The sequence below is a fragment of the Methylomonas sp. PHL2-19 genome (assembly GCF_059331595.1).
Map to the genome: position 1 here is coordinate 1,568,916 of NZ_CP196839.1, position 22,096 is coordinate 1,591,011.

Genomic DNA, 22,096 nt, shown 5'->3' on the forward strand with positions numbered 1-22,096 from the left:
GATTGGCCGGTTTAGTGCTGCGTGCCGATTAGCATGTGATGGCAGTGCAACATGGCCTTGACCAACTGGCGTTGCACCGTTTTCTCGGAAATACCCAGTTTTCCGGCGATTTGGGCATAAGTGAGTTCGTCGATCTTGCGCAGCAGCAAAATATGCCGGCATTGCCGCGGCAGGCTGGCGATAGCCTGCAACAGGCGTTCGCATTGTTGGCTAAGAATGGCAAAGTCTTCCGGTTGCATCAGCGGGCAAGTCAGCTCGTCGTCCAATTCTTGGGTTTTTGCACCGCTGCGCTGATGGTGGCGAATAAAGTCTATCGACAGGCGTTCGGCGGTACGAAACAGATAACCGGGCAGATTGTCGGTGTGTGTCAGACTGTCCTTGCCCAGCAAACGCAAATAAGTTTCCTGACTCAGATCTTGTGCGGCATCGGGGCACTTTACCTTGCGCAGCAAAAAATCGACGATGGCTTCTTTATGAGTCAGAAATAATTCGGCTATCTGATCGTGCTTTATGGCGATGACGGACAAGTGACAAGCTCCGGATTTTTGTGAACGAAAGACGGAAACTGCCGCAAGCTGTGTGCCAATAAACGCATAAAGCCGTCCAATTCCAATAGTGCTCGGCTGTAAGGTTGTTGAGGGGAGGTGTAGGGGGAGGCTTACGTTTAAAACTATGTCATTTAACGTAATTACCTGTGGCATATGACCTGATTTTTTTGTGCAAATCAGCTGCAATGGAAGTCATTCTTCGGCAGGAATCGAGGAAAAGTTGTCCTTTAAACACAATCCAAAAATTGACAATCAATCGATTGATTGATATTGTTTAAATCAATCGATTGATTTTTTTTAACAAGCACTTCCGCCGAGGCAGCATGGTCGCACCTGAAAACTCCGAAACCGAAACTCACGACGCACGCAGCCGGCTGGTCATGGCGGCATTGCGGCTGTTTGCCGAAAAAGGCTACAAGGCCGCTTCCACGCGGGAAATCTGCGAGGCGGCTGGCGCCAATATTTCGGCCATTCGCTACTATTTCGGCGATAAGGCCGGTCTATATCGCGCCGCATTCTTCGAACCGATGGGCGACGCACGTTGCGGCTCCGATGTCGCGGCCTATGCCGACTTACCGTTGCCCGAAGTGTTGACCCGGTTTTTCAGCGAATTCCTGGAGCCGCTGAAAGAAGGCGAGGACTTTGGGCTTGTGATGAAGCTGCACTTCCGGGAGATGATCGAGCCGACGGGCGCCTGGCAGCAGGAAATCGATGCGGAAATCAAACCGCAGCATGAATCCCTGGTGTTGCTGCTCAAGGAACATTTGGGATTGAGCGGCATCGACGACGACTTGCATCGGCTGGTTTTCGCGATGATAGGCATGGCGGTGCATTTCTATGTGGGACAAGACGTCATCTCGATGATTTCCCCGCAAATTTTAAATTCTCCACAAAACATCGACGTACTAGCGGAACGTCTGGCCGGCTACGCACTGGCCATGATCGAAGGCGAAGCCGCGCGCCGGGCTCGGGATGGCGACCATGAACAATAATATCTCGCGGCCGCTGGGCTTGAGTCTGATCCCCTTGCTGCTTTCGGCTTGCGGGTCTGGCGGTTTATTGACGACCGTCGGCCCTGATTATCAAACAGAACCATTGCCGGCGCCTGCGAGCTGGCAAGCGCCGCAAGCGGACGCGGCCAAACGGCAGCAGGCGCATCAAGGCGACCCCGCCGAGCTGATGCGCTGGTGGGAGCGTTTTCAGGACTCGGCTCTGATTCGCCTGTTAAGCGCAGCCGAACAGGTGAGCGCCACGGTCGCCGACGCCCGAGCGCGCATCGAAGAAGCTAGGGCAAATCTCGTGGGCGCCGATGCGGCCATCCTGCCGAAACTGGATTCCGAGCTTGTTTCCAAACGCTCCTCGTCTTCGTTTGGCGGCACGCCGTTCATCTGGAACCAATTCTCGGCCGGATTGCAATCCAGTTGGGAAATAGACTTGTTTGGCGGTTTGGCCCGGCAGCAGGAAGCGGCCCAAAGCCAACTGGAATCGCGCAACGCCTCCTGGCACGACGCCAGAGTCGCGGTGGCGGTGGAAGTGGCCGATGCCTACCTGTCTTACCGCTATTGCGAAGCGCAAGTGCAACTATTGCGTACCGACAGCGATTCGCGCCGCGAATCGGCGCGGGTAGCGGCGGCTGCCGGCCAGAGCGGGTTCCGCTCACCGGGCGATGTAGCCTTGGCTACCGCCAGTGCCGCCGAAGGCAGCAGAACCTTGCTGCAACAACAAGCCCAGTGCGAACGTTCCATCAAAAGCCTGGTGGCGATGACCGGCCTCGCGGAAGCCGACTTGCGGTCGTTACTGAACGGCTCGGCCGATCAGGCGGCGAAACTGCCCAACCCACCGGCGTTCGAAATCGCGTCCTTACCGGCCAAGGTGTTATTGCAACGGCCCGACGTGGCGGCCGCCGAACGCGACCTCGCCGAGGCCAGCGCCAATATCGGTGTGCAACGGGCCAAACAATTTCCGAAACTGAGCCTGTCCGGCAACATCACTCCGACCCTGCAAAACATCAACGGCGCGGCGTTGATGCTGGCGCAGACTTGGGCGATAGGGCCGACGCTGAGCTTGCCACTGTTCGACGCCGGCAAGCGCGCGGCCGACGTGGAAGTCGCCAAGGTGCAATACCAAGCAGCGGAAAGCCGTTTCCGCGCCAAGGTGCGCACGGCGGTCAAGGAAGTCGAAGACGCCCTGGTGCGTCTGGACAGCAGCCGCCAACGCTTGCCGCAAGGCCGCGAGGCGGTCAGCGGTTACCGGGCAAACTTTCAGGCGCTGCAAACGCTCTACCAAAGCGGACTGGGTAATTTGCTGGATGTGGAAACTGCCCGCCGCAACGTGCTGGCCTCTGAACTGGCGCTAGAAGAACTGGAGCAGGAACAGGTCGGCGCCTGGATCGCGCTGTATCGCGCGGCGGGCGGCGGCTGGACCGATGCTGGCGAGTCGCCGAATCCAGACACGGCGACAGCAGGCCCAGCCAAACTTAGAGCCATCGGCAACACGCATTTATATCCGAATCAAAACGACATCTTCAACGGAGGAAACTCATGACCAAGGGAAAAATAGGCGCGCTATTCGCTGCCTTACTACTATTAATCGGCATTGGCGTAGCGATCGGCCGCGTCAGCCAGCCCACGCCATCTACCGAAGCACCGGCTGCCAATCCGGCGCTCAGCGTGTCCGCGATCCGTCCGCAGACGCATGATATTCCGCTCAGCCTCACGGCTAACGGTTCGATTGCGGCTTGGCAGGAAGCCGTGATCGGCGCCGAAATCGGCGATTTGCGCCTGAGCGCGGTTAACGTGCAAATCGGCGAAGCCGTTAAAAAAGGCCAGGTGTTGGCCACCTTTTCGGACGAAAGCGTATTGGCCGATGTCGCGCAAGCCCGCGGCGTCGTGGCGGAAGCCGAAGCCAATCTGGCCGAAGCGCGGCTTAACGCCGATCGGGCGCGCAAGGTCTCGGTATCCGGCGCTTTGAGCGCGCAACAAGTGGATCAGTATCTGACCGGCGCGAAAACCGCGGAGGCCAAACTGCAATCCGCCAAGGCGCAGTTGGATGCACAATTGTTACGCCTGAAATACACCAAGGTATTGGCCAGCGACGACGGCGTGATTTCCGCGCGCAGCGCCACCTTGGGCGCGGTCGCCACGAAAGGTCAGGAATTGTTTCGCTTGATTCGGCAAAACCGCCTGGAATGGCGCGGCGAGCTTACCGCCGCCGAAATGACGCAACTGAAACCGGGCGATAAGGTGAGGGTAGAGGTCCCGAATGTTGGCAGTATCGACGGTGAAGTGCGTTTCCTGGCGCCTACCCTGGATGTGCAAAACCGCAATGGCCTGGTTTATGTTGACTTACCTCATGCCGCGCAGACCGGTTTGCGTGCCGGTATGTTCGCCCGCGGCGAATTTGAATTGGGCAGTTCCACGGCGCTAACGGTGCCGCAAGAGGCGCTGTCGCTGCGGGAGGGCTTTAGTTATGTATTCTTGTTGACCGAACAAACCGAAGACCGGGCGCGCGTCAAGCAGGTCAAAGTGCAATTGGGCCGCAGAAACGGCGACCAGGTGGAAATTTTAGCCGGCGTGGCCGCCGAAGATCGGTTGGTGGCTGGCGGTGCCTCGTTTTTGGCCGACGGCGATAGCGTGCGGGTGGTGACACAATGAACGTCTCAGCCTGGTGTATCCGTAACCCCATTCCGGCGATGATGTTGTTCGTGCTGCTCAGTTTCGCCGGTTTGCTCAGCTTTAAATCGATGAAAATCCAGAACTTCCCTGATCTGGATTTGCCCACCATCACGGTCTCGACCTCGCTGCCCGGTGCTTCGCCGTCGCAACTGGAAACCGAGGTGGCACGGAAAATCGAAAACGCCATCGCCACCTTGCAGGGTTTGAAACATATCACTTCCAAAGTCCAAGATGGCAGCGCCACGATTACCGCCGAATTTCGTCTGGAAAAACCGGTGCAGGAAGCCTTGGACGATGTGCGTTCCGCGGTGTCCAAAGTCCGTGCCGATTTGCCGGGTGACCTGCGCGATCCGGTTGTCACCAAGCTGGATTTGGCCGGTTCGCCGATTTTGGCCTTAACCGTCAGCTCCGCGCAGCGCGATGAAGAAGCGCTGTCCTGGTTTGTGGAAGATACGGTAGCCAAACGCCTGTTGGCGGTACGCGGCGTGGGTGCGGTCAATCGGGTGGGCGGCGTCAGCCGGGAGGTGACGATAGCGTTGGACCCGGTCAAGCTGCAAGCCTTGGGCGCCACGGCGTCGGACATTTCCCGGCAATTGCGGCAAATCCAGCGTGAGAGCGCCGGCGGCCGGATCGATTTGGGTAGCGGCGAGCAACCGGTGCGGACCTTGGCCAACGTGGCCTCGGTCGAGGAAATACGGCCCTTGCAGCTTTCACTGGCCGATGGCCGCCATATTCGGCTCGATCAAGTCGCCAAGGTAGACGACTCGGTAGCGGAACCGCGCGCGTTGGCGCTGCTGAACGGCAAACCGGTAGTGGGCTTTGAAGTGACCCGTAGCCGGGGTGCCAGTGAAGTGGAGGTCGGTGCTGGCGTACAAAAAGCGCTGGCAGAATTGCGTGTCGCCAATCCGGATATCGAATTCACCGAAGCGTTTAACTTTGTCACGCCGGTCGAGGAAGAATTTCAAGGCTCGATGACCATGCTTTACGAAGGCGCGTTGCTGGCGGTTTTGGTGGTCTGGCTGTTCTTGCGCGATTGGCGGGCCACTTTTATTTCGGCCGTGGCGTTGCCGCTGTCGGTGATTCCGGCCTTCCTGGGCATGGATTATTTGGGCTTTTCGCTCAACGTGATCACGCTGTTGGCCTTGTCCTTGGTGATCGGTATTCTGGTGGACGACGCCATCGTCGAAGTGGAAAACATCGTCCGCCACCTGCGGATGGGTAAAACGCCGTATCAAGCCGCGATGCAGGCCGCTGACGAAATCGGCTTGGCTGTAGTGGCGACCACGTTTGCGCTGGTCGCGGTATTTCTGCCGACCGCCTTCATGAGCGGTGTGGCTGGGCGGTTTTTCAAGCAATTCGGCTGGACGGCGGCGCTGGCGATAATGGCGTCCTTGGTGGTCGCCAGGATGCTGACGCCGATGATGGCGGCGTATATGCTGAAAGACCTCGACCATTCTGAGCCCAAGGAAGGTGCGGTGATGCGCACTTATATGAAGTTGGCGGGCTGGTGTCTGCATCATCGGCTGGCTACGATGGGCGGCGCGGCGGCGTTTTTTATCGGCTCGCTGTTTTTGATTCCGTTATTGCCGACCGGCTTTATCCCGGCGGACGATAATCCGCAAACCCAGGTATTCGTAGAGTTGCCGCCCGGTTCGAGTCTGGCGCAAACGCGCGCTTCCGCCGAAGCGGCTAGAAAATTGATTGCCAACATCGACTATGTAAAAACGATTTACACCACCATCGGCAGCGGTTCGGCGGGTAGCGATCCGATGGCCGGCAACCAGGGCGCCGGCGAGGTCCGCAAAGCTACGCTGACGATTACCCTGGCCAATCGCCAGGACCGGCCGGTGCGTAAACAGGCCATTGAACAAAATATCCGCCTGGCCCTGCAAAAACTACCCGGCGTGCGCACCAAAGTGGGATTGGGCGCTTCCGGCGAAAAATACGTGTTGGTATTGAGCGGCGACGATCCACAGGCTTTGAGCGCCGCCGCCCGCAATCTGGAACGCGACCTCAGAACCATTCCCGGCCTGGGCAGCATCGCCTCCAGCGCCGCGCTGGTGCGGCCGGAAATTGCGGTAAGGCCGGACTTCGCCCGCGCCGCCGATCTGGGCGTGACCACCACGGCACTAGCGGAAACCCTGCGCATCGCCACTTTGGGCGATTACGATTGGTCTTTATCCAAGCTCAATCTGGCGCAACGCCAGGTGCCGATGGTCGTCAAACTCGCCGATGAAGGCCGGCAAGATTTGAGCGTATTGGAACGCTTGGCCGTGCCGTCCGCCAAGCCCGGCATCGGCGCTGTGATGGTCGGCCAGGTGGCGAAACTGGAACTGTCCAGCGGTCCAGCGGTGATTGATCGATACGACAGGTCGCGGAATATCAATTTCGAAATCGAATTGTCCGGCCAGCCGCTGGGTGACGTTGCCGCTGCGGTGGAAAATCTGGATAGCATTAAAAACCTGCCGGCCGGCGTGAAGCGCATCAACATCGGTGATGCGGAAATGATGGGGGAGCTGTTCGCCAGTTTTGGCTTGGCGATGCTGACCGGCGTGTTGTGCATCTTCATCGTGCTGGTGTTGCTGTTTAAAGACTTCCTGCAACCCATCACCATTTTGGCGGCGTTGCCGTTGTCCTTCGGCGGCGGCTTTGTGGCGCTGCTGTTGACCGGCAAGGCCTTTTCGATGCCGTCTTTAATTGGTTTGGTAATGCTGATGGGGATAGCCACCAAAAACTCCATCCTGTTGGTTGATTACGCCATCATTGCTCGCCGCGAACAGGGCTTGAGCCGGGTAGATGCGCTATTGGATGCTTGCCATAAACGAGCCCGGCCGATTGTGATGACCACGATTGCGATGGGTGCCGGTATGTTGCCGATTGCGATAGGCATGGGCAACGCCGATTCCTCCTTTCGCAGCCCGATGGCCGTCGCCGTAATCGGCGGTTTGGTGACGTCCACCTTGCTGAGTTTATTGGTGATTCCGGTGGCTTACACCTATCTGGACGATTTCAAAAATCTGGGCATGGCAGTTTGGAAACGCTTTACGGCGCCCAAAGCTGTTGCTGTCGAATCGTGATTTTCGAAACACGGCATCATCCATAGCGCATTCGGAAAGATGAAACAGAAGCGGTCGGGCTAGGGTAGGGCGTCAGGCGATGTTCGAACTATCCTGCCGGCCATCAAGCTTATGCCGGCAATTGAAGGGTGTTGGCGTTCGGAGCATTGATTTCATCGAGGCTACGGTTCGCCGAAACTCTGATCGGCAACATTCTCGCCAGCCCAGTTCAGAGGGAGCCAACCGCGATGGACATAACGGTGAAACGATGAAAACGGCCAATCTTGCACGCGGTGCGCCCAACCGTGCTTCACCGGGTTGAAGTGAATGTAATCGATGTGATGCAACCCATCCTGTTCGTCGCGAATGGTATGTTCCCAATAACGGCGTTGCCAGATGGATGCGCTGCCGTCATGCCGTTTGCCGACATCGATACCATGGCTGTTCAGCGCTTGAGTGAACAGCGACTTGATTGACTTCCAGCGTCCGGGATAATCGGTATCGTGTTCCGGCAAACGCCATATGGCATGCAAATGATCGGGCAATACCACCATAGCCTCAATCACGAAGGGTTTTCGGGCGCGGGTTTGCGCAAACGCCCGGCGTAAATCGCCGATATGTTCGACCAGGAAACGTGCCCGACGATCACGCAAAGTCACCGTAAAAAAGTAGGTGCCACCCGCCACGAAATTACGCCGATACGCCACCATCGCCATTCCTTACGTCGATTGAAGTCCGGCCATTGTAGCCTCGATGCAGCGTCAGCGGAATCGAGGACGTCGGCTTACAGACTACCAAACCCAAATCGGCAATTGAAGGGGGTTGGTCTTCGAAACCTCGATTTCATCGAGGCTACTTGCTATCCTGCCGGCCATCAAGCTCATGCCGGCAATTGAAGGGTGTTGGCGTTCGGAGCCTCGATGCAGCGATAGCGGAATCGAGGGCGTCGGCTTGGAGCTATGGGGCGAGCAGCGTCCCCTTAAGCGTCCAGTTATGTGGAAAGCCTAAGCCAACAAAATTCATGGCTTGGATTCATCGAAAGAAAACAGTGCTATAAATCCACTTATCCAGTATGCGACAAGACTAATTACCAAGATCAATATTTGGCTGGGGCCGCCTGACAAATAATAGCCGTACTCAATATAACCACCTACTGAAATCGCAAAGTAGGCAGAAAATAAAGCAGCTGATTTTATTTTTCCTACAGCGACCGCGAGGGCAACGAGCAACAGTGGCGACACATAGACAATCATCCATTTTATAGCTGAGCCAGCTGGATCTCGAGAAGTACATTCAAATGAAGTATGTATTCCGACTGCTATCAGCGCAATAATGCCTAGGAACGGGATGAATCGAGACGGTTCCGCTAGGAGTTTCATTCGTTCATCACATGGTTAGTTATGAGATGGTTTTCGTCTATTTACCAAAAATACTCTTTGAAGAAGTAATTTATTGATATGCATATAATTGTCCCTTCTGTATATCATCGATGACGAAAAGATTTTGTCTGGTAAAGATCGAATTACAGCCATGGAATCACTGTGGGTGATAGAAGGCAACGGGTTGCAACCAGTCGATCAACAATTTTTCATGCGGATCAACTGGTACCCAATTTCAGATAATAAGAGACTGGCAGGGTCGATTAAACCTGCAAAGCTAACGCGTTAAGCGCGAGTCTGCAGAATAGCGACCGCCGGCAATTCTTTACCTTCCAGGAACTCCAGGAACGCGCCGCCGCCGGTTGAGGTGTAAGACACTTTGTCGGCGATGCCGTATTTGTCTATCGCCGCTAATGTGTCGCCGCCGCCCGCGATTGAGAACGCAGGGCTTTCGGCAATTGCCATCGACAGCGATTTGGTGCCTTCGCCGAATTGGTCGATTTCGAATACGCCAACCGGGCCGTTCCAGACGATGGTGCCGGCGGTTTTCAGAATCTCGGCGTATTGCTTGCTGGTTTCTGGCCCGATGTCCAGGATCAAGTCGTCAGCTTCCACGTCGGCGACGTTTTTCACGGTAGCCGCAGCGCTTTCGGAAAATTCTTTCGCGCAGACCACATCAACCGGTACCGGAATATCCGCGCCGCGTTCTTTTGCCGACGCGATCAAGCGTTTGGCTTCCGGGATTAAATCTGCTTCGTACAGGGATTTACCAACGGAGTAACCGGCAGCGGCGATAAAGGTGTTGGCGATACCGCCGCCGACGATCAATTGATCGACTTTTGACGACAAGGATTCCAGCACGGTCAATTTGGTAGATACTTTGGAACCACCGACGATAGCTACCAAGGGACGGGCAGGAGTTTCCAGGGCTTTGCCGAGTGCATCCAGTTCGGCGGCCAACAGCGGACCGGCGCAAGCGACGGCGGCGTGTTCGGCTACCGCATGAGTCGAGGCTTCGGCGCGGTGCGCGGTACCAAAGGCGTCCATCACGAATATGTCGCACAGCGCGGCCATTTTTTGGCCCAGTTCGGCGCTGTTTTTCTTTTCGCCCTTATTGAAACGCACGTTCTCGCAAAGCACTACTTCGCCGCGTCTAACTTCCACGCCTTCCAGCCAATCTTTCACCAAACGTACCGGTTGACCCAGCAATTTTGAAAAACGCTCGGCGACGGGTTTAAGGCTTGATGCTTCGTCGTACTCGCCTTCGGTGGGACGGCCCAAGTGCGACATCAAAATCACTGCCGCGCCGCCGGCCAATGCGGCTTCCACGGTCGGGACGCTGGCCTGGATACGCAAGTCGCTGGTGACTTTGCCGTCTTTAACCGGCACATTCAAATCTTGGCGGATTAGTACGCGCTTGCCGGCCAAATCCAGATCGACCATTCGTTTGATAGACATAAGTTCTCCTTTGGTTGAAATAGTGAAAACATTATAAAGTGTAACGCCGGCCGCAGCCTGAATTAAAAAATAACAGAATAGTCAGGCGCTTGGACTATATTTGCTATCCGTTGCCTAAACTTTTACCGGCGGACTTATGTTCAAGGCGTTTATTTTTACGGTGTTCTGTGTGTTGGTGGTTACTGTTGATTCTGCGCGCTGCCAACCCTTGCCTGCCGCTGCCGGCGCCGACGAAATTCAAGTGTTGATAGACGTATCCGGCAGCATGAAACAGAACGATCCGGACAATCTGCGCGTCGAGGCCAGCCGTTTGTTAGTCAATTTGTTGCCGGACGGTGCCAAGGCCGCGTTTTGGTTATTCGCCGAAAAAACCGCGCCGCTGTCCGCTACCGATGCTGTCAATGCAACCTGGAAACAGCAAGCCGGCAAAACCATCGGCAATATTCATTCTCGCGGTTTGTATACCCACATCGAGGACGCGATTCAGACGGTGCTGAGCCAGGGCTTTAAGGGCGGCGGCAAGAAACATCTGATTTTATTGACCGACGGTTTTGTGGACATTTCCAAGGACATCATGCAAAGCGCGGATTCCCGCGAGCGCATCCTCAGCGAGTGGATCCCCAAACTCCAGCAGCAAAACATCAACGTACAAACCGTGGCATTGTCCGAGCAAGCCGATAAAGAGTTGTTGGAAAAACTGGCTTTCGAGACCGGCGGCTGGGCGGAAACCGCGCAATCGGCGGAGCAATTGCAACGGGTGTTTTTGAAAATGGCCCAAAAAGCCGCGCCGAAAGAGACTTTGCCGCTGACCGATAATAAATTCCAGGTCGATAGCGGCATCCACGAGTTTTCGGTGTTGGTGTTCAAAAAACCGCATGCCGCGCCAACCCAATTGGTTGCGCCGGACGGCAAAAGTATCAGTAAACAAAGCATGGTCGCCAACGTGTCCTGGCTGGAAAGCCAGGCTTACGACCTGATCACCGTCAAGCAACCCTTGATCGGCGAATGGCGTTTGGTGGCGGAAGTCGATCCCGATAACCAAGTCATGATCGTCACCGACCTGAAATTGCAACTCAGTGAGATACCTAATTTTCTGGGCGAGAATGAAGCCTTGCCGATTAAGGCGCATTTCACCGACAAGGATAAGCTGATAACCCGCGCCGATTTCCTGGGCATGCTGACCCTGGAAGTGATCCAGGATCAGCAAGCACCGGCAAAAATGCTGGTCGTGGTTGCAGAACCCGGTTTTTACCAGCACAAGACTGAGCATTTAAGTTTGGGCAAGCATTTGCTGAAAATCGTTGCCGACGGCAAGACCTTCAAGCGGGAAATTATTCATGAGATCGAAGTGGTTGCCACGCCGATTACGGTCGAGAAGCACGTCGATGCAGCACAACGCCAAGTCACCCTAAAACTGTTACCGGATACCAAACTGATCGATCCCGCCGGTTTGGTGGTCAATGCAGTGATTAACCAAACCGGGCATGAGCCGGAAACCCGCGCATTGACAAATAAAGACGGGGTTTGGCTGCTGGATTTGGCCGGTTTGCCGGCGCAGACCACCACGCATGTCAATTTTAATGTGATGGCTAAAGATCATGCCGGCAAGCCGTTGGCGCCGGCGATCAAACCGCTGAGTATCGATGACAGTTGGTTCGTTCCTGCCGAGAAAGTCGAGGCTGCCGCACCGGCGGCATATACGGATGCGCATCACGAATCAGCTGATCCTGAAAAAACCGATCACGAAGCCGATGCCGGGCAGCATGAGCAGGCTGAGCATGAGCTACATCCGCCGCCGGACGCCCCGGAAACCAATTGGTTGTTGGTTGGCGGCATCATGTTGGCCATCAATCTGATATTGGGTGTGGGTGGATTTTTTACCTATCGATACCTGAAAAAAAGCCAAGCAGATAAACATCAGCAGTTACTGGAGAGATTGTCATGAATCCATTCGATTCCGTGGTAGTGATATTAGCGGCGGAGGCGTTGGGGGTTTTGACGCTGTTGGTTATCGTGCTGTTTTTTATCTCGAGAAACCGGCGAGGGAAGGAGATGGCCGAAATTGAACATTTCATTACCGAGCTTGAAGAGCAGTCCATCGTGAAGACTCGCTGGTTGGAGCAATTTCTGGAAGAAAACTGCGGGTTGGCTACAGCGGAGATTGAGCCATTGTTGCAAGAAGTCAATGCATCAGAACGCGCTGTGTTTGAAGGGGTTATTCGCTTGTTTTTAAAACGCGAATTGGTGTTGTTGAGTGAGATTGAGCAACGTATCGGTCGGCTAACCGAGCCATATCAGAATTTGCTGGCGAATCGGGGCACGCTTGCGCCGGTTGCTGCGGCGCAGGATTCGCCCCAAGCGAACCAATTGGCCGGCTTGGAGCGGATTAACCAACAACTGGTGCGGCAACTGGATAACGCGATGAAAACCATAGACGAAATGTCCGCCGAATATACCCGAGTGTTTAGCGGCAATCAGACCGCCTTAGAGTTGGAAAACAGCAGTAAAAAGATGCTGCAAATTTTTCATGATGCCGAACGCGGTGTGCGTGAAAGCATTACGGAGCTGGGGAAATGATGCAATCTCTGCTGCTTATCGGCTTAGGAGAGCTATCGCTGGTGTTGTTGACCGGCTTGATCGCGGTGTTAGTCGTTAATCGGCGGCATAAACGTCGGCGGCTGGCCGGCATCGAAGAGTTGCTGGAAGACATTAAGGACCGGCAGGAACGGCGCGGCGACAGGTTGGTATTGGCCTTGGTCAGTAAACATCACTTAGACGAACCAACCGCGGAGGCTGTCAGCGACACCCTGATTGCGGCGGAAAAGCAGTTTTTGTATGGGTTTATAGAGCAGCAAATGCAGCAGCAGACCGTGGCCGGTTTTTACGAAAACCTGTGCCTTTTGCTGGATAGTTATCTGGACGGCTTACCCAAAGTGGCTGAAAAACCGGTTGCCGACGAGCAGGCTGCGGAGACTGACGAACAATTTGCCGACACCGATTCCGAGCAGTCAAAACCGGCTGACTCTGACGCGACCCTGCCCGAAGAGGCTCCACCACCACCGGATTGGGGTGATGTGTTTGATTGATGCAACAACTGTTCTGACTTAGAGGGGAAGGTTGCCCCCTATTCAAGCTTTTGTGTTCATCCCTGCGACAGCGAAGAAAACCAAGGAAGGTGAGACTATTGAAACTATTTTTACCGGGTAAAAAGGGTTTGTTCTCTTTGAAGTTCATGGCGGGAGTGATGCTAGCGGTCATGCAACGCTATTCGACGGAACGGCTTGTTATGACCACTGCTATTTCAACGAGCCAGGCGTGATATACCGCGCCAGCCTGGCAAATTTCTTGGAGCTCAAATGAAAGCCATCCGCGCATGCGTTGCGGTCGGGCTATGTTGCTATTCACTGACGGCTATCGCCGATTCCATCGCTGCCACACGACGTAGCAACGCTGAAAATTATAAGGACAGGGCGCTGGCCGCCTGCTTATCAACCGCTTACAAGGATTCGCCGGCAGGCGAGGACGCTGACATTACCAAGAGCGCGTTTTTGGAATGGACGTATTACAACGACGATAAAGGGAATCCGGCAACCGATCAGCTTGTTGAGAAATATCTGCATCGAGACTACAGCACTCCGGTGGAAGGGTACGCTGGGGCGAAATTCAACCTGCTCAAATGCCTGGACATGTATCACAGCCCGGAACTTGATGCACAGGTTCATAAGTATGTCCCACATCCTAACTGGGTAGGGGATAAGCCGGCCAAGCGGTAGTAATTTACTGGTTTATGAGTAATCCCGGCCTCGGACTGGGAGGCAAAGTTTTTCCTGGCACGAAAATTATGGCTCATGGGTCGGCGATAGCCGGCGGGCTGTAATCATGGCAAAACTGATAGCCATCGCGGTTATGTGCGTTGTTAGGATGCTGCCGACCTCGCGATCATCTTGTCAATTTGTCGGGATCTCCGTCGCTGGCTGGTCGAGCAACTTGATGCCGGTCAATTTGCTGAAAAAACTGGCGGACCGTTTGGCCACGCTATCGCCTCCATCGATACCGGTTTGATGGGTGTTTTCAAACACCACAATGGAGTGCGGCTCCACGGTATACCAGGGTCTGCTCAGTGCTTTTTGCTCGGCCGGCTCGATAATGTCTTTGGGCGATGTTTGCGCGGTATCCACGGCCAGACACCAGCTCTTGCCCTCAACCTCCGGTAGCTGCAGGTTGTGTTTGCTGTCGGACATGTTCATTATTGCGTGCAGGTCGGGTTCATCTTTGCCTAATGCCGCCAGCGTAAAGGCCAGAATCCGCGTGTTCGGGTCGTCCCAACGCGGCGGTTGATCTACTTCCAGGCCATGCCAGCTGATGTCGGCCATATCCTTATCTTCCATTTTTCGGCCGGTGAGGAAGTTTCGGCGCATCAAGGCCGGATGGCGTTTGCGCAAACGGATCATCTGCTGCACAAAGTGCAGCACGTCGGCATTGTCCTTGGCTTTATCCCAATTCAGCCAGCTCAATTCGTTATCCTGACAATAACAGTTGTTATTGCCTTGCTGGGTGTGCAGAAATTCGTCGCCAGCCAGCAACATCGGTACGCCATGGCTAAGCAGCAAAACCGTAAAGGCGTTTTTCACCTGTTGCCGCCGCAGTTTGACTATGGCCGGGTCGGGGGTTGGGCCTTCCACGCCGCAGTTGCTGCTGAGATTATTACTGCAACCGTCTCGATTGTTTTCGCCGTTGGCGGTATTGTGTTTTTCGTTGTAGCTGAACAAGTCTTTTAACGTAAAACCGTCGTGGCAGGTGACAAAGTTAATGCCGCTGATCGGCAAGCGGTGCTGATGTTGATAGAGATCGCTACTGCCGCAAATTCGGGTGGCCACTTCGGCGATGATGCCGGTGTCGCCGCGCAGGAAGCGGCGAATTACGTCGCGGTAGCGGCCGTTCCATTCGCCCCAGCGGTAGCCGGGAAAGTTGCCGACTTGGTATAGTCCCGAGGCATCCCAGGCCTCCGCAATTAGCTTGGTTTTGGCCAGTTGTTCGGATAGTTCTATGCCCCAGACCAGCGGCGGATCCTGCAGTACGCTGCCGTCTTCGCCGCGCGCCAACGCGCTGGCCAGGTCGAATCTAAAGCCGTCCACATGCATTTCCCGCACCCAGTATTCCAGGCAGCTGATGATGAAGTTGGTGACCAGCGGGTGGTTGGCGTTCACGGTGTTGCCGCAGCCGGTATAGTCGTGAAAGATGCGTTTGTCGTGCTTGTCGGTCAAATAAAAGCTGTTGCCGGTAATGCCTTTGAAATTGATCACCGGACCGTCGGCGCCGGCTTCGGAGGTGTGATTGAACACCACGTCCATGATCACGCCGATGCCGGCCTTGTGCAAGGCTTTCACCAGATCGCGGAATTCGCGGATATGCGTGCCTTGTTCCGGCGTGACGCAGTATCCGGGATGCGGGCTAAAGAAGCTGTGCGTGCTGTAGCCCCAATAGTTTTTCAAGCCCAGATCGGCGGTATGCGGCGGCACGTCTTGCTCGTCGAAGGCCATGATAGGCAGCAGTTCGACATGGGTAATGCCCAGCTTTTTCAGGTAAGGGATTTTTTCGATCAGGCCGATAAAGGTGCCGGGGTGTTTAACCTTGGCGGAGGTGTGACGGGTAAAGCCGCCGACATGCAATTCGTAAATAATGGCTTTTTCGCTGCGAATAGCCAGCGGTGTGTCGCCTTCCCAGTCGTAACGGTCATCTACCACCACCGCGCGCATGGCATGTTGGCTATTATCACCGGGCTTGCAGGCGGCGGCGCGGTTCCATAATTTGTCGCTGATTGCGCGCGCCCAAGGGTCCAGCAATAATTTTTCGCGATCAAACCGCAAGCCCGATTCGCGCGTGTTGGCGGGGCCGTCGATGCGCCACGCATACCAGGTGCCGACCGGCAGTTCTTCGACAAACACGTGCCAGGAGAAAAACGTATGGTTTTTCTCTTTTTGTAAGGGTATGACTTGTAAAGGTTTTATGCTGTCGGATTCGGCAAATAACAGCAGTTCCACGTCCGTCGCGTGGCGGCTGGAGATGGAGAAGTTGACGCCGCCCTCGCTGACCCGGGCGCCGTGAGGATAGGGACTCCCTGACTTTAAACTGTATGGTTTGTGCATGCCCTTTACCGAGAAACTGTGAATTAGTCCTGATTTTACTGCATATAAGGGCTGCGGGCCTACGCCTTGCGTAAATAATCGACAACGGTTAGAGTCTATAAAGCCTGGTCGCTGCGGCGATACGTCGCGGAGTGTCCGCTACCCACAGGATAAAACCTAGTCACCCGACCCGTTAACATTGCCGATGGCCTTTTCCTCCTCACCGTCTCAAGTCCGCATGCCGCTTTCTGCGGAGGAAATGCGGGCTATCAGTCTGGAGATTAGCCGGGGTTTTGCCCCGCGCCGGTTTAGAGCCGGCGCGGCGCGGTTAACGAGTACTGGCTTCTCGCCGCAAGAGTTGTTAAGCATTAGTCAGCAGATTAATCGCGAATTTGCCCCACCCCAGCAACGCGCTGCCGCCCAAGCTGAAAGCGCCAAGCTGGTGGCGTTGCCGGTCGATCCGGAACATATTCATGTCTATTGGCAGCTGGATGAAGCCGCTCAGGCGTCTGTGCCGCTTACCGAGCCACCGGCAGATGTCCAGCCTTTGACCTTGCGCGTATACAGTCATCCTGCGCCGCCCGAAGCGGTCCCGTTGCCGGCTGAATCGGCCAAAACCTGGTTCGATGTGCCGGTTGCCGCCGAACGCAGCCAACAGCAGATTACGCTGCCCAGCGGCGACACCTGCATCGCCGGGATTTACCAGGTGGCGATTGGTCGGCTCAATGCTCAGCAGGAATTCAATCCCTTGGCGTATTCGCAGGCTGCCGCAGTCGCGCCGCAAGTGTCGCCGATGACGGAAAGGCTGTCGCCGGCGATGGCGCAGTTTATAATGCTGCCTTCCCAGGCGTCTTCGGCGCTTGCCGTAACCGCGTCCGGCCAACAAAACTAATTCCGCGATGAACAAAGGCTATCTCAGCATCGTTTTGCATGCCCATTTGCCCTATGTGCATCATCCCGAACACGACAGTTTTTTTGAAGAAAACTGGTTGTTCGAAGCCATTACCGAATGCTATTTGCCCTTGTTGGCGATGCTGGAACGTTTGCATGTCGATCAAGTGCCGTACCGGCTGACCTTGTCCTTGTCGCCGACGTTGATGACGATGTTGCGCGATCCCTTGCTGCAAAACCGTTATCTGCATTATCTGCAAGGCCGGCTGGAACTGGCGGAGCGGGAGTTGGAGCGCACGCGCAGGCTACCGCAGTTCGAGCCGCTGGCGCAGATGTATATGCAGTGGTTTCAGGACGCCTTGCATCGCTACCAGCACCGCTATGAATGCGATTTGCTGACGGAGTTTCAACGGCATCACAGCGCGGGCTGCCTGGAGTTGATTACCACCGCAGCCACCCATGGCTTTTTACCCTTGTTAAATGTCAGTCCGGTGTCGGTGCGTAATCAAATCGGCGTGGGTATCGCCAGTTTTAAGAGCCAATTCGGCTTTGCACCCAGCGGATTTTGGTTGCCGGAATGCGGTTACTATCCGGGCCTGGAACAGGCGCTAAAAGCCGAAGGCATCACTTATTTTTTCGTCGATAGCCATGCAGTCATGGATGCCGACCAACCGCCGCGCCATGGTGTGTATGCGCCGTTGGATTGCGGCAATGGCGTGGCGGCGTTCGGCCGCGATCCGGCTTCGTCGCGGCAGGTGTGGAGCGCCGAGGAAGGCTATCCGGGGGATGGGGATTATCGCGAGTATTATCGCGACATCGGCTTTGACTTGCCCTTGGAATATATCGCGCCTTATATTCTGGACGGCGAAACCCGGATCAACACCGGCATCAAGTACTACCGGATTACCGGCGCCAAGCAAACCAAGCAGGTGTACCAACCGGAGCGGGCCAAGCAGAAGGCGCGCCAACATGCCGAGGATTTTATCGTGCGCCGTCAGCAGCAAATTGACGCGCTGACTGCGGAAATGCCGCAAGCGCCGCTTATCGTCGCGCCTTACGATGCTGAACTATTCGGACATTGGTGGTTCGAAGGGCCTTTATGGCTTGAACAAGTGTTACGCTTGGCGGCGAGCAGCGAAAACGGTATCCAGACCGTCAGTTGCGGCGATTATTTGCAATTGCCGTTGCAGCATGTGCAGGCTACGCCGGCCGCTTCCAGTTGGGGCGAACACGGTTATTCCAGTTATTGGCTGAACGAAAGCAATGACTGGATTTATCCCCTGTTACACAAGGCCGCCGCCGAAATGGAAAAGCTGGCCAACGATTTACGCGGTTTTACTGTGAGTGATTTACAACAACGGGCGTTAAATCAGGCTGCCCGGTCATTGTTGCTGGCGCAGTCTTCGGATTGGCCGTTTATCATGAAGGCCGGTACCACTATCGATTATGCGCGCAAACGCATCACCGACCATTTGGCTCGTTTTAATTATCTGCACGATGCGATTCGCAAAAACCGTATCGATGAACGCTACCTGACCGCGCTGGAAATCATGGACGATATTTTTCCTGACATCGATTTTCGCCATTATGCCGCCTAGACAAAGGCCCGTTTTGGGCACTGCTTAACCCAACCTCCAGGGGGAGCTATGGATAACATCCAATTGTTGTATGTAGCCAATAACGTCACCGGCAAAGCCGCCGCCTGTCAGCAATCCTTGCAGTTTTTGATGCGGGTGGCCGACCTGGATTATCACAAGCAAGTTGACGTGCTCTGGGCCGGCGAAGATGGCGTCTGGCATGTTTTGCCGGCCTTATTCAACCGTAAGGCGGAAGACAGGCAGGAGTATTGGCAGGCCGACATCCTATTTCCGCCGCAGCCGCATGCCGACATACCCGGCGATATTCGTTTTGCTTTGCGTCTGCAAGCAGCCGGCAGCGAATATTGGGACAACAACGAAGGTGGCGACTATTTTAGCGGCGCGGGTAGTGGGGCTAGATTGACCAGTGCCGCGGCCATGCTGCAATTGAGCCACGCCGAACAACTTCAGGACGGGCAACATTCCGTGCCGGTCAAACTGGCGGTGGACGCTGCGCTGGAAATAGACCATGTCACGATCCATTGGACTATCGACGATTGGCAACACAGTCACACCACCAGCTGCCGCCGCCAGGCGCAAAGGAAGTCTGCCCATAAAGCCCTCTATGCCGGCTTGCATCTTGCGCAAGTGTGGAACGGGCGGATCAGGGTAGGGGACGCTTTTCGTTTGCAATACAGCATCTGCTGTGAAAACAAGCAGCAACGGCTGTGGGATAACAATGCCGGGCAAAATTACGCGCTAAGCCGCACGCCGCTACGGCTGTTGATTTTGAATCTGCACTGTTACCAAGAGGAAGACCAAGACCGGAAATTTTGGCAAATTGCTAACGCTATCGACGAGTTGGGCGCGGATGTGGTTTGCCTGCAGGAAGTGGCCGAGTATTGGAATGACGGGCGCGGCGATTGGCCGTCCAATTCTGCTAATATCATCAACCAGCGCTTGCCGCAACCGTTTCATCTGTACACGGATTGGTCGCACCTGGGGTTCGACAAATTCCGCGAGGGCGTGGCCATTCTTAGCCGCTATCCCTTTATAGAGCAAGAAGCCCGCTACGTATCCGATAGCCACGATGCCTATAGCATTCATTCCCGCAAAGTGGTATCGGCGCGGATCAAGGTGCCGTATGTCGGTACCGTCGATGTGTTTTCCGCGCATTTAAGTTGGTGGGAAGACGGTTTCCAGCAACAATTTCAACGACTATCCGCGTGGGCGAACGATAAACGCAGCGCCGAGGTGGATGCCACCTTGCTATGCGGTGATTTCAATATCGCCGCCGGTTCGACGGGCTATCAACTGGTGGTCGACGGCCATCAATACGAAGATCAATATCTCGCCGCCAACGCCCCGGCGTTGTTCGAACAAATTTTTCGGGTTAACGATGCGCATTGGCGGGATTATCTGGCCGACGATTATCGAATCGATTACATTTTCATGGACAGGAATAGCGGCTTGCGGGCCAGCTCGGCGCGAACCGTGTTCACCGAGCAGGATTACGGGCCGGTATCGGATCATTGCGGCTATCTGTTAACCTTTGAGCCGCTATAAACTGAATTGCAAAGGGGCAACCTCTAAAAATCCCCTTCCCTCAGGGAGAGGGCTGGGGTGAGGGATGTAAACAATGGATTTTAATCCCCTCATCCCAAGCTTCTCCCTGAGGGAGAAGGAGGTTTTTAATGTTTTGAGGTCCCCGTAGGCGATTTTACAATTAAGATAAAGCTTGTTTAATTAGGCAGCACCATATGCAAGTAGCAGAACATTACGCCAAACCGGTATTTGGCAAATTGGGCGGTTGTTTCCAACGAGGTAACGATTTCAGGGAAACCTTCGACGTTCGCTGGGGCAAGATAGACTTTCATCTGTCGCACGGCATAGCCGCTAACTTGAAGGTGGTGCTGAAGGTGTATCGGGAGTCGATTTGCGAGACCTATATCGTCGACACCGATGCTTATGACGTGGAATGGGACAAGCACAAACGCTCGACGCGGGATTTTTACGTGATGCCGTATTCCGGGCAGTTCGGCAAGATCAGCTGCATCAAGTTCTCGTTTATCGTGCATTTGGGTGAGCATTCCATCGCCTCGCGCCATGAGTATATTTTCATGGACGGCGACCAGTTAAGGGATAACCACCCGCAGCAGCGCCATATCAACGAGCATTGGGCCACGCCCAACCATTTCCGCAGTTATGAGCTGGACCCAGGTCAATTGCAGAGTGATGTGGATTGGTACAACCATCATTTCGATTCCCTGCAACTGACCCCCAAATTTACCAAGGGCCAGCAATTTCACCCGTATCACCCCAAGCGTTTTATTCACGATCATATCGATAAAGTCATCGCGGCCAAACACAGTCAGCCAGACCGCTTATGCACCATCAAAGTCAGCGTGGATTGCATAGACGACGGCGATTTTATTAATCACTTGATTCATGCCAGCCAGCAGGGTGTTTGGGTGCAATGCATTGTCGATTGGCGGAAGATGACGCTGACCAATAGCCAGAATTACGCGCGCTTGAAGCGCTCCGGTATTGAACTAGTGGGCGTGTTTTGCACGCCCAAACACCACTTGATCGAAGTCGAGCCGGACATGCACACCAAGTTCGTGATCTTCAACGACGAGGATTGCATTATCGGCTCGTTTAACATCACCTTTGATCGTTGGTGGGCCAATTGGGAATCCGGGATGAGTTTTCATTCCAAGGGTGTGTGCCGCTTGCTGGATAACATCTTCCAGAGCCAGCGCGGCGGCGTGATTCAAAAGTATGGCGTCGATCCGCTCAGTCCGTTCAATCTGCTATACACCTTTGGCCGCCACACCATGGCCAATGGCAGGGTTTACCGGCCGCATCACGCGATATTGGCGGAAATTCATAGAGCGCGCCGCTCCTTGAAGTTGTGTTTGTTTTTGATCGGCGATTTGCTGGGCGATCACCACGATAGCGTCGTCAACGCCTTGATCCAGGCCCGCGACCGTGGTGTTGATGTGCAGCTGCTGTTCAACGGCCACTTGGCCCGTCAAGGCAAAATCGGCGTCGAGCGCAGTATGGCCGACGAATTGGCACGACCACTGTTACCGGCCGTGCAACGTCTGCGCGATGCTGGGATTCGAGTGGGATTGGTCTATGGCCAAGACGACTTGCCGGTGCCGTATTCGCCCATCCATAGCAAATATTGCGTGATTGACGATTACATCGTCATTGATGGTAGTTTCAACTGGTACAACACCTCGGTGTTCTCCCACGACTTGATCGTCGTCGCCGCCAACCGCGACGTGGCCCAGCCCTATCTCTACGAGTTTGGGCAGATTCAGCGTTTGTTTAGGGTGTTTTACTGACAAACATTTCAGGTATACGACGACTCAGATCTTCC

General features: G+C 55.0%; 18 protein-coding genes. 13 read left to right on the forward strand and 5 right to left on the reverse strand.

What is annotated here, in order from left to right:
• Positions 1 to 11: 11 nt before the first annotated feature.
• Positions 12 to 527: an RNA polymerase sigma factor gene (locus tag ACR02O_RS07540; protein ID WP_171694371.1), complete on the reverse strand. Its 516-nt coding sequence runs from the start codon at positions 525 to 527 to the stop codon at positions 12 to 14.
• Between the two features lie 344 nt (positions 528 to 871).
• Between ACR02O_RS07540 and ACR02O_RS07545 the strand changes: the two genes are divergently transcribed.
• Genes ACR02O_RS07545 through ACR02O_RS07560 form a run of 4 tightly spaced genes read left to right on the forward strand, consistent with a single transcriptional unit; the run spans position 872 to position 7,299 of the window.
• Complete coding sequence (locus ACR02O_RS07545) at positions 872 to 1,540, forward strand: CerR family C-terminal domain-containing protein (protein ID WP_033158404.1); 669 nt, start codon at positions 872 to 874, stop codon at positions 1,538 to 1,540.
• A complete protein-coding gene (locus tag ACR02O_RS07550) occupies positions 1,530 to 3,092 on the forward strand; it encodes an efflux transporter outer membrane subunit (RefSeq protein ID WP_494523107.1) in 1,563 nt (520 codons plus the stop codon). Before ACR02O_RS07545 ends, ACR02O_RS07550 begins: the two co-directional genes overlap by 11 nt.
• Positions 3,089 to 4,201, forward strand: coding sequence for an efflux RND transporter periplasmic adaptor subunit (locus tag ACR02O_RS07555; RefSeq protein WP_494523108.1), 1,113 nt, complete (start codon positions 3,089 to 3,091; stop codon positions 4,199 to 4,201). Before ACR02O_RS07550 ends, ACR02O_RS07555 begins: the two co-directional genes overlap by 4 nt.
• The gene (locus ACR02O_RS07560; RefSeq protein WP_458136794.1) at positions 4,198 to 7,299 is read left to right on the forward strand and encodes an efflux RND transporter permease subunit; all 3,102 of its coding nucleotides are present in this window, start codon (positions 4,198 to 4,200) and stop codon (positions 7,297 to 7,299) included. Before ACR02O_RS07555 ends, ACR02O_RS07560 begins: the two co-directional genes overlap by 4 nt.
• Positions 7,300 to 7,460: 161 nt before the next feature.
• Here ACR02O_RS07560 and ACR02O_RS07565 read toward each other — a convergent pair whose 3' ends face one another.
• The 3 genes from ACR02O_RS07565 to ACR02O_RS07575 form a co-directional block, all read right to left on the reverse strand.
• A complete protein-coding gene (locus ACR02O_RS07565; protein WP_171694376.1) occupies positions 7,461 to 7,988 on the reverse strand; it encodes an REP-associated tyrosine transposase in 528 nt (175 codons plus the stop codon).
• A gap of 309 nt (positions 7,989 to 8,297) precedes the next feature.
• The gene (locus ACR02O_RS07570; protein ID WP_171694377.1) at positions 8,298 to 8,657 is read right to left on the reverse strand and encodes a hypothetical protein; all 360 of its coding nucleotides are present in this window, start codon (positions 8,655 to 8,657) and stop codon (positions 8,298 to 8,300) included.
• A gap of 285 nt (positions 8,658 to 8,942) precedes the next feature.
• Positions 8,943 to 10,115 carry a phosphoglycerate kinase gene (locus ACR02O_RS07575; protein ID WP_494523109.1) on the reverse strand — a complete coding sequence of 391 codons (1,173 nt, stop codon included), beginning with the start codon at positions 10,113 to 10,115 and terminating at the stop codon, positions 8,943 to 8,945.
• A 136-nt stretch (positions 10,116 to 10,251) separates the two neighbouring features.
• Between ACR02O_RS07575 and ACR02O_RS07580 the strand changes: the two genes are divergently transcribed.
• From ACR02O_RS07580 to ACR02O_RS07600, 5 genes are all read left to right on the forward strand, one after another.
• Positions 10,252 to 12,060 (forward strand): VWA domain-containing protein, encoded by a 1,809-nt coding sequence (locus ACR02O_RS07580; protein ID WP_033158410.1) that lies wholly within the window; start codon positions 10,252 to 10,254, stop codon positions 12,058 to 12,060.
• Positions 12,057 to 12,692 carry a hypothetical protein gene (locus ACR02O_RS07585; protein ID WP_033158411.1) on the forward strand — a complete coding sequence of 212 codons (636 nt, stop codon included), beginning with the start codon at positions 12,057 to 12,059 and terminating at the stop codon, positions 12,690 to 12,692. Before ACR02O_RS07580 ends, ACR02O_RS07585 begins: the two co-directional genes overlap by 4 nt.
• Entirely contained in the window at positions 12,689 to 13,201 is a 513-nt protein-coding gene (locus ACR02O_RS07590) for a hypothetical protein (protein WP_458136798.1), read from the forward strand. The genes ACR02O_RS07585 and ACR02O_RS07590 overlap by 4 nt, the downstream gene beginning before the upstream one ends.
• Before the next feature lie 98 nt (positions 13,202 to 13,299).
• Positions 13,300 to 13,434, forward strand: a complete 135-nt coding sequence (locus ACR02O_RS07595) for a hypothetical protein (RefSeq protein ID WP_458136799.1) — start codon at positions 13,300 to 13,302, stop codon at positions 13,432 to 13,434.
• 37 nt (positions 13,435 to 13,471) lie between these two features.
• Positions 13,472 to 13,888, forward strand: coding sequence for a type VI secretion system amidase immunity protein Tai4 (locus tag ACR02O_RS07600; protein WP_458136800.1), 417 nt, complete (start codon positions 13,472 to 13,474; stop codon positions 13,886 to 13,888).
• A 174-nt stretch (positions 13,889 to 14,062) separates the two neighbouring features.
• Here the strand turns inward: ACR02O_RS07600 and glgX are convergent, their stop codons facing one another.
• The gene (gene glgX, locus ACR02O_RS07605) at positions 14,063 to 16,261 is read right to left on the reverse strand and encodes a glycogen debranching protein GlgX (protein ID WP_445368093.1); all 2,199 of its coding nucleotides are present in this window, start codon (positions 16,259 to 16,261) and stop codon (positions 14,063 to 14,065) included.
• 217 nt (positions 16,262 to 16,478) lie between these two features.
• On the opposite strand from glgX, the gene ACR02O_RS07610 reads away from it, so the two are divergent.
• The 4 genes from ACR02O_RS07610 (at position 16,479) to ACR02O_RS07625 (ending at position 22,061) form a co-directional block, all read left to right on the forward strand.
• Entirely contained in the window at positions 16,479 to 17,132 is a 654-nt protein-coding gene (locus tag ACR02O_RS07610) for a DUF4912 domain-containing protein (protein WP_033158414.1), read from the forward strand.
• Positions 17,133 to 17,139: 7 nt separating this feature from the next.
• Complete coding sequence (locus ACR02O_RS07615; RefSeq protein ID WP_101054676.1) at positions 17,140 to 18,729, forward strand: glycoside hydrolase family 57 protein; 1,590 nt, start codon at positions 17,140 to 17,142, stop codon at positions 18,727 to 18,729.
• Positions 18,730 to 18,777: 48 nt separating this feature from the next.
• Entirely contained in the window at positions 18,778 to 20,274 is a 1,497-nt protein-coding gene (locus tag ACR02O_RS07620) for an endonuclease/exonuclease/phosphatase family protein (RefSeq protein ID WP_033158416.1), read from the forward strand.
• A gap of 194 nt (positions 20,275 to 20,468) precedes the next feature.
• Positions 20,469 to 22,061, forward strand: a complete 1,593-nt coding sequence (locus tag ACR02O_RS07625) for a phospholipase D-like domain-containing protein (protein WP_033158417.1) — start codon at positions 20,469 to 20,471, stop codon at positions 22,059 to 22,061.
• The last annotated feature ends 35 nt before the right edge of the window (positions 22,062 to 22,096 follow it).

Coding starts and splice junctions, on each gene's coding strand:
- ACR02O_RS07560 (WP_458136794.1), top strand. CDS start 4,198: ATGAACGTCTCAGCCTGGTGTATCCGTAACCCCATTCCGGCGATGATG.
- ACR02O_RS07610 (WP_033158414.1), top strand. CDS start 16,479: ATGCCGCTTTCTGCGGAGGAAATGCGGGCTATCAGTCTGGAGATTAGC.
- ACR02O_RS07575 (WP_494523109.1), bottom strand. CDS start 10,115: ATGTCTATCAAACGAATGGTCGATCTGGATTTGGCCGGCAAGCGCGTA.
- ACR02O_RS07620 (WP_033158416.1), top strand. CDS start 18,778: ATGGATAACATCCAATTGTTGTATGTAGCCAATAACGTCACCGGCAAA.
- ACR02O_RS07600 (WP_458136800.1), top strand. CDS start 13,472: ATGAAAGCCATCCGCGCATGCGTTGCGGTCGGGCTATGTTGCTATTCA.
- ACR02O_RS07565 (WP_171694376.1), bottom strand. CDS start 7,988: ATGGTGGCGTATCGGCGTAATTTCGTGGCGGGTGGCACCTACTTTTTT.
- ACR02O_RS07580 (WP_033158410.1), top strand. CDS start 10,252: ATGTTCAAGGCGTTTATTTTTACGGTGTTCTGTGTGTTGGTGGTTACT.
- ACR02O_RS07585 (WP_033158411.1), top strand. CDS start 12,057: ATGAATCCATTCGATTCCGTGGTAGTGATATTAGCGGCGGAGGCGTTG.
- ACR02O_RS07615 (WP_101054676.1), top strand. CDS start 17,140: ATGAACAAAGGCTATCTCAGCATCGTTTTGCATGCCCATTTGCCCTAT.
- ACR02O_RS07550 (WP_494523107.1), top strand. CDS start 1,530: ATGAACAATAATATCTCGCGGCCGCTGGGCTTGAGTCTGATCCCCTTG.
- ACR02O_RS07625 (WP_033158417.1), top strand. CDS start 20,469: ATGCAAGTAGCAGAACATTACGCCAAACCGGTATTTGGCAAATTGGGC.
- glgX (WP_445368093.1), bottom strand. CDS start 16,261: ATGCACAAACCATACAGTTTAAAGTCAGGGAGTCCCTATCCTCACGGC.
- ACR02O_RS07590 (WP_458136798.1), top strand. CDS start 12,689: ATGATGCAATCTCTGCTGCTTATCGGCTTAGGAGAGCTATCGCTGGTG.
- ACR02O_RS07545 (WP_033158404.1), top strand. CDS start 872: ATGGTCGCACCTGAAAACTCCGAAACCGAAACTCACGACGCACGCAGC.
- ACR02O_RS07570 (WP_171694377.1), bottom strand. CDS start 8,657: ATGAAACTCCTAGCGGAACCGTCTCGATTCATCCCGTTCCTAGGCATT.
- ACR02O_RS07555 (WP_494523108.1), top strand. CDS start 3,089: ATGACCAAGGGAAAAATAGGCGCGCTATTCGCTGCCTTACTACTATTA.